Below are 7,200 nucleotides of genomic sequence, written 5' to 3'. Positions count from 1 at the left end.
AACCACCAACCACTGCAGTGCTGAACAGGCAAAGCCAACCCACTAACGCCTCACAGTTGACTGACTAACACCCCCAGAGGTCCCGGGGAGCACGAACACGGCCACGAGCACGTAACCCTCCCCGGGACCTCACCCCAAGACCCTCACACTTACCCGGTGTAATACCCGTGCGCGTCCATTTCAATGCCTGAAAGTAGGCGGCGCATCAATTCTTACGGTAGTCCGGCGACGATCATTCCCGCCGGGAATCCTTAATACTCCCCCGAGGCCCGCGGCATTGAACTTGGCACCTAAGTCATGGACGACTTAATTCACGACGATGTGATGTACCAGTCAAGCAATGTTGGGGCCGATGAGTTAGGAATAATTATGTCAGAAGAACAACAGATGGCCCCACTGGCACCAGTCATCGTGCAGGGCGACGATGATTCTCTCGCAGAGTTTGGCTATAAGCAGGAACTTCCCCGGGTCCTCGGATTCTGGACCACGTGGGCCCTGGGTTTTGCTTTCATTTCACCAATTGTTGGTCTATACACCATCTTTGCGTTAGCAACCGAAACGGTCGGCCCAACATGGATTTGGGCACTCGTTATTGTTATCGTAGGTCAACTATTTGTGGCCTTGGTTTATACGCAACTGGCGGAGAAATGGCCCATTACTGGTGGTATCTATCAGTGGGCGCGACACGCATTAGGAAAGAAGTACGGCTGGTGGGCCGGCTGGATATATATATGGGCCCTAACGCTCACAGTGGCGGCTGTTGCATACGGCGGCGGGGAGTTCCTTAATCAACTAATATTCGGCGGCGAAGAGCTATTTCCCGCTCAGAAATTCGTCGCGGCACTTGCGGTACTCATAGTTATGACGTTCGTCACGTTTATAAGCATGAACGCGCTTAAGTGGGTCCTATATATCGGCATCTTCTGCTCACTCGCCGCCATGCTCCCCATCAGCCTCGCATTGCTGGTTCTGCACCGCGAACATTCTTTCAGCATTTTTACCGATACGAGCCTGATTCCTGAGGGTAGTTCCTTCGGGCCGGCCTTCATTTCGGCCATTGCAATAGCAGGGTGGGTACTGCTCGGCTTTGATGCGGTGAGTAGCCTGGCCGAGGAAACGAAAAAGCCGCGCAAAGTAATTCCTAACGCGATCGTGTTTTCGCTTGCAGGCGTTGGACTAGTGGACATGATCGGCGCTGCAGCCCTTATGCTTGCCGCGCCCAATATCCCGGACATGGTGGCAGGAAAAACCGGTGACCCCATTTCGAGCATTATTAGTCATACTCTCGGAGCGGGGGTGGCTGATGTCTTCACCGGCATCGTAGTCGTCGCCTTCACGGCCTGCGGTGTTGCTGTCCAGGCCACAGCAGTGCGGGTCATTTTCTCCTTCTCGCGGGACAACATGTTTCCCTTTTCGCGGCTCCTGCGACGCGTGGACCAGCACCGCAAGTCGCCCACTACGGCAACCTTGTTTACCTTCTTTGTATGCGTCGTCCTGATGACCTACGCGAATGCACTGACCCTTGTCGTATCCTTCGCAACAGCCGCGTACTACGTAGCATTCCTCGCACCGGTGGCTGCTATTTTGATCCTTCGAATGCGGCGGAGTTGGAACCACGAAGGAACCTGGGCGATGCGCAGGATCGGTCCGGCGGTCACCCTTTTGGCTTTCCTATGGCTGATCTTTGAACTGGTCAACATTTCGTGGCCACGCGATCAAGGGCTAGCCGCTTGGCAAGAATGGGCAGTGATAATCGGCTTCGTTATCTGCATTTCGACAGGGCTCATCTATTACAAATTTGCCCGGCCCTATGAAAGAACACCCATCGATTAGATTAACGACCAGCTATCCTGCTCGGCGGTCGACCTGCGGGTTTGACGCCATGAAGATTTACCTTGGCAGTAAACCACTAATAAGAATCTCTACCTACTGAAAGTGAAGAACCATGACTGACAAATCAGGGAACACGGAAAATGTTGAAGTATTCGATCGTAAGTTGCTTCAAGGCGTGGCCAATCTAGACCTGCTTGCGGAAATCCCGACAGATGTTCATGAGAAGACAACCGCCCGTGCGCTCAAGCTCGGACTGGAGGCAGCCGAGTCGGTGGAAGATCGTACGATCACCACATTCAGCAGGGGACCACAGCCGGCTTTCGCAGGCATCAAGACTTTCCTCAAGACTCCGTATTGTGAAGATATCTCGCAGGTCGACCAGTTCGATGTCGCCTTTTTAGGAGTACCGTTCGATACGGGAACAACCTATCGATCAGGCACACGCTTCGGTCCCCAGGCTGTACGAAATATCTCCGCTTTGTACGACGGCTATAATCTGGACCTCGCGGTCGACTTGGGACAAGAAATTAGCATGTGTGATGCTGGTGACGTCTTCTGCATCCCAGGCAACATTGAGAAATCGTTTGATCAAATCGATAAAGCGGTTTCCTACATCGTCGGGAAGGGTACCTTCCCGGTGATCATGGGCGGCGATCACTCGATTGGCTATCCGACCGTCAGGGGAATAGCGAAGCATTACGAGGGCAACATTGGCATCATCCATTTCGATCGACACATCGACATCATGGAAAAAGATATGGATGAGCGGATGCACACCACTCACTATTATCACGCCACTAATATCCCCAACGTACGGCCGGAAAACCTCGTGCAGATAGGTATCGGCGGATGGTACGGCGCCCGGCCGGGACTCAAGGTAGCCAGGGAACGGGACACCACTGTCATGACCATCGGTGACTTGGAGAACATGGGAATCGACAAGGCAGTGGAAGCTGCCCTCGAAATCGCTTGGAAAGGCTGTGACGCCGTTTATCTATCGTTTGACATCGATGTTGTCGACGGTGGAATCGCTCCCGGTACAGGTTCGCCAGAACCAGGCGGCCTCATCCCCCGTGAAGCGCTGAGAGCTCTGCGGCAGGTGGCTGCAGAAGGAATTATCGGCATGGAAGTTGTCGAAATTTCACCTCCTTACGACACATCCGAGTCAACCGCACAACTGGGCTGCAGGGCGATCCTGGATGTCCTTGGAACCATGGTGAAAACCAACCAAATCGGCTCCCGCTCTGCTAAGGGAAAGCGACCCGGAACCCAGGGACTGCACCAGGTGGATATGCCGCTCGGTGCTGTTTAGTTCAGGACCTTCTCCCCGATGAGGGTGGTGGGAGCAACGCTTGGTGAGCATGTCTGCGCGCCAAGCGTTGCTCCCTCCACACAAGCTCTGCGCCGGATCAGCTTCTCAAACATCACCAGAGTGAGAGTCTCCGTCGAAGCGAAAATCCTGATAGCGAAGTCGGTGACCTGCCGGACAAGTGGCCTCAACTCGCTAAACCATGCGAGTTGGCCGCGGGTTCTTATTGACCAACCACCTCTGTCAGTTCAGAAATTGGGGTGCGCGGTGGACCACCTGACTGGAAAGAAACTCCTATGCTGGAACCTCTGCTCAACATTTCGGCCAGCCTGATCCTCGGGGCCGGCACAGTTTTCTGTCTAGCTCGGGCGTCCCGTGGTGGTGCATGGGTGGACCGGGTGAATTACGTCATCCATGCGCTGATGGCGTTGGGGATGTTGGCCATGATCTGGCACCACGTCAACCTGCCAATTCTGCCGCAGGTGCTGCTGTTTAGCCTCGGCTCTTTTTGGTTTGTCCTTCAGGCTGTTTCCAGGCCGGAATTCACACTTGCGTGTCATACCCGTTCAGGAAAACTCAGCTGTCTCTACCATGCAGCAATGCTGGCATCGATGGTCCTAATGCTCACCTTGCCCCATTCTTCAACAGTCTTGCAGGAACAATCGATAATCCCCAGTGAACCCCGAGGGCACGCCTCCCATGTCGACCACGGGAAAGTAACTGTCGACCATGCTCCCTTAATGCTTGAGGTCGATGTGCTATGGGTTCAGCCGGCTTCTCAAGTCCTTTCAGTGGTCTTTGCCGCTGCCGTCCTGGCATGGCTCCTGCCCTTGGACCGAGTTAAGGCCCAACGGCGTGTTGGAAAAACACTCCCCGCGAGGAAGCCCTTCGGGCACAGCCACCGTCTACTCGAGCGAACCAATGATGCAGGGGCAGCGCTTGTGATGTCCCTCATGTTCGCCACCATCAGTTTGCAGTCCTGACCGCCCTTCACACCGGTAGTTCCCTATCCACAACCCGAAAGGATCAAAGATGATGCATTTGGCTCCCAAAGAGATGGATGGCTCCCTTTTGTTAACCATGTACCGGGACCGGGAAAAGTTATCCCTGCGGACCCGGCTGCTGGTTATGTTTGGTGCCGTCGTTGCGCTGCACGTCGTTGCCTTCGTGCTTTTAGTGATGGGCTCGTCAGGTACCGCGCAACCACTGGCGCTGGGGTTGGTGGCGACCGCGTACCTGGCCGGTGTGAAGCACAGTTACGACTGGGACCACCTCGCCGCTATTGACAACTCCACCCGCAAGTTCGTGGCTCAGCACAAGGATCCCGTGAGCGTGGGTTTCGCATTCAGTTTGGGACACAGTTCCGTAGTGACCTTGGCTGTATTGCTGGTTGTGGCGGGGGCGACGCTGGTTGGGCAGTTCATGGACGACGGCACGACGGGAAACAAAGTACTGGGCTTGATTGGCAGCGGTGTCTCCGGGGTATTCCTGCTCGCGATGGGTCTGTTCAACGGTTCCGCTTTCGTTCGTGCTACCCAGGTCTATCGAGAGGTGCAGTCCGGCGGCGCAGTTCGCGATGAAGACCTTGAAGCCAAAGGCCTTATAGCGCGGCTCCTCTCCAAGCCGCTGTCTAAGGTGAAGCGGCCACGGAACATCTATGTCATTGGCTTCCTGTTCGGGCTTGGATTCGACACGGCCACGACCATCGGGCTGCTGGTTATCGCTACATCGGCCTCACTCGCAGGCGTCTCACCGCTCGCTTTACTTGCCCTTCCCTTCGCGTTCGCCGCCGCTATGACCCTTTGCGATTCTGCTAACGGCGTGGCGATGATGAAGATGTATAAATCAGCCATTGATAATCCTCAGCGCAAACTTGGCTTCAACGCCGTAATAACAGGCATCTCGGCTGTCTCAGCGCTGTTCATTTCGGTACTCACGCTTGGGGGCTTCATCAACACGGCATTCAGCCTTGAAGATCCGATCACTTCATGGTTGGCGGGGATTGACCTCGCTGATGCCGGCCTGTTCCTCGTGGGACTCTTTGCGGTGGTGTGGGCCACGGCCTCGTTGCGAGGCCGTTCGGAGCGCAGAAAACCGCATCGGCTGATCATCTGACAGACCTAGAACGGAGGTAGAGACCACCTTCAATCCTTTTGCGTGCTAAATGGCGGGAACAAAAAGGAACCGACGGGACGCTGCTTCTGGTTATTAGGGTACGAGGATTCATTCTCGAGTGCCCCTGTACACATATACCGTGGGCCGTCTGCTGCTCATGCATTCTTGAAAGAGTTTGACTATGCTGACTACGCTTAACTGTTGGTTACAACCCCGACTTTCAACTCTAAACAGATGAGTATCGAAAGCAACCTGACCCGCAAAGACCTGGCTGAGTACCTTCCAGACCAGCCATGGCCACTGCTGAAAGCCGTCGCAGTATTGGCCAATGCTCCACTAACCGAAATAGCCGAGCGCCTGCGTGACGCCTTAAACCCTTATATGACGAGCAACGCTCTGGTGATTTTGACTGAAGACTGCACCGGACGGCCGCAGAAAAAAACAGGCGAGGAGGAGATCACCTCTCGTGTCTCCATTGCTGAGCTCGAGATGCTCCGTTGCTACCTCACCGACGACGGACCCTATTTCGGTGAGGCCGAGCTCGCCGGCCGAACCCGTTCCGTGCTCGCGCTGAAGCATACCTCGAGCAACGCACTCCTCGTCCTGACCAATCCTCAAGCGGTCGCTTCGGGGAACGACACCGTACTGGACATGGTGTTGTACCTGTGGGGAATAACGGCCCGTAGAATCCAGGAGAAAGTGACCGACGCGCCGCCGTCCTATCTGCTGGAGTCACGTGCAGCCTCAGCCGAACGCATCCGCGTAACGGCCGAGTTGACTGATTTACACTCCGTGACCCTCGTGACCCTCCTGGCGGCCCTACGATCAACCTCCTTGGACGATGCCGCTGCCCGCACAACAGTCACTGACCTCACCGCCAATGCCCTGATCAAACTCCGGGCCCTTAGCAATCGCACCAAGGACCTGGTCGAAGAACCTGTCGCCAAAGCGTTCGAACGACTACAGGACGACCTGCGACCGTTCCTGTGCTTCCGCGGCATCGAGGTCCAGTTCATCGCCCCTCCACTGAACGGCCGGGCCATCCCGGGTGAAGTCGCACACGCGGCACGGGGCACCGTCCGCGGCCTAGTACTGACAAGGGTGGACCAGACGGACGTGAGCCGGATCCGTATCCAGTGGGACTGCGACGGCGTTAATCTACTGATCAACGTCCGGGATGACGGAGACTCCTCGGCCATCGATGCACGGAGCATCATCGGCTTGGAGCGACGGGTCAAAGCGCTCATGGGACAACTGCGCATGGATGTCATGCCGGGTTGGGGGGCAGACATCTCCGCCTCGATCCCCCTGGACCCCCCGTCACGCCCGGCGGGCGATATAGCCGGATGGAACCTGGCCGTCCGGGAACTTGAGGTGCTCGAGCTCCTCGTGGCCGGACAGCGCAACCGAAACATCGCTACAACCCCGGGCATCACCGAAAACACTGCGAAATTCCACATTCGGAACCTGTTTAGCAAGCTCAACGTCCAGTCACGCAGCGAAGCGATCGCGCTGGTAAACAGCAAGATTCGCCGGTGACAGCATCTCAGTACATTTCCAAAAGAGCTTTTCCCGCTACACAGGGGCCATTGACGACGTCGTCATCGCTGAGAATGCCGTATGACTTTATTGACTTGCCTTAGCATGATATGCAAACTGTAATTTCACCGCTGCGGATGGGACGGCCCGTTCGTTTCGATAGACACGGGGACGGCCCCTGAAATGGGTGCACCCGTGGGATCTCTACTGCACTATTCCCTCTCACACCGGCCTCCATCGCGCGCCTCCGCAAATCATCATCCGCGAACTCTGCGATATGTTGCCGGCCGCCGGATGGCATCCGCCGTAAATACGCAATGGAGTGATCGGCCGGTCTCCCTCCCCATGGACACCGCTGCTAGAGCAGCCGTGCCACCTAAATGCGTGCTGCTCCTGCCCATGCC

General features: G+C 56.0%; 5 protein-coding genes. All 5 read left to right on the top strand.

The features are described from left to right. Positions 1 to 297 precede the first annotated feature (297 nt). Positions 298 to 1,833 (top strand): APC family permease, encoded by a 1,536-nt coding sequence (locus IAQ70_RS20440; protein ID WP_190991695.1) that lies wholly within the window; start codon positions 298 to 300, stop codon positions 1,831 to 1,833. A gap of 112 nt (positions 1,834 to 1,945) precedes the next feature. Next, entirely contained in the window at positions 1,946 to 3,145 is a 1,200-nt protein-coding gene (gene speB / locus IAQ70_RS20435; RefSeq protein ID WP_190991693.1) for an agmatinase, read from the top strand. 293 nt (positions 3,146 to 3,438) lie between these two features. After that, positions 3,439 to 4,125: a DUF5134 domain-containing protein gene (locus IAQ70_RS20430; RefSeq protein WP_190991691.1), complete on the top strand. Its 687-nt coding sequence runs from the start codon at positions 3,439 to 3,441 to the stop codon at positions 4,123 to 4,125. 49 nt (positions 4,126 to 4,174) lie between these two features. Next, on the top strand, positions 4,175 to 5,257 hold the full coding sequence (locus IAQ70_RS20425) for a HoxN/HupN/NixA family nickel/cobalt transporter (protein WP_223860453.1): 1,083 nt from the start codon (positions 4,175 to 4,177) through the stop codon (positions 5,255 to 5,257). Between the two features lie 234 nt (positions 5,258 to 5,491). Next, entirely contained in the window at positions 5,492 to 6,796 is a 1,305-nt protein-coding gene (locus IAQ70_RS20420) for a helix-turn-helix transcriptional regulator (RefSeq protein WP_190991689.1), read from the top strand. The last annotated feature ends 404 nt before the right edge of the window (positions 6,797 to 7,200 follow it).

It is taken from the genome of Pseudarthrobacter sulfonivorans (assembly GCF_014712225.1).
Taxonomy (GTDB): Bacteria; Actinomycetota; Actinomycetes; order Actinomycetales; family Micrococcaceae; genus Arthrobacter; species Arthrobacter sulfonivorans.
This window is presented reverse-complemented; position numbering and strand designations above follow the sequence as displayed.

Bases quoted from the DNA above. Each gene is read 5' to 3' on its own strand.
- IAQ70_RS20440 (WP_190991695.1), top strand. From the start codon at position 298: ATGGACGACTTAATTCACGACGATGTGATGTACCAGTCAAGCAATGTT.
- speB (WP_190991693.1), top strand. From the start codon at position 1,946: ATGACTGACAAATCAGGGAACACGGAAAATGTTGAAGTATTCGATCGT.
- IAQ70_RS20430 (WP_190991691.1), top strand. From the start codon at position 3,439: ATGCTGGAACCTCTGCTCAACATTTCGGCCAGCCTGATCCTCGGGGCC.
- IAQ70_RS20425 (WP_223860453.1), top strand. From the start codon at position 4,175: ATGATGCATTTGGCTCCCAAAGAGATGGATGGCTCCCTTTTGTTAACC.
- IAQ70_RS20420 (WP_190991689.1), top strand. From the start codon at position 5,492: ATGAGTATCGAAAGCAACCTGACCCGCAAAGACCTGGCTGAGTACCTT.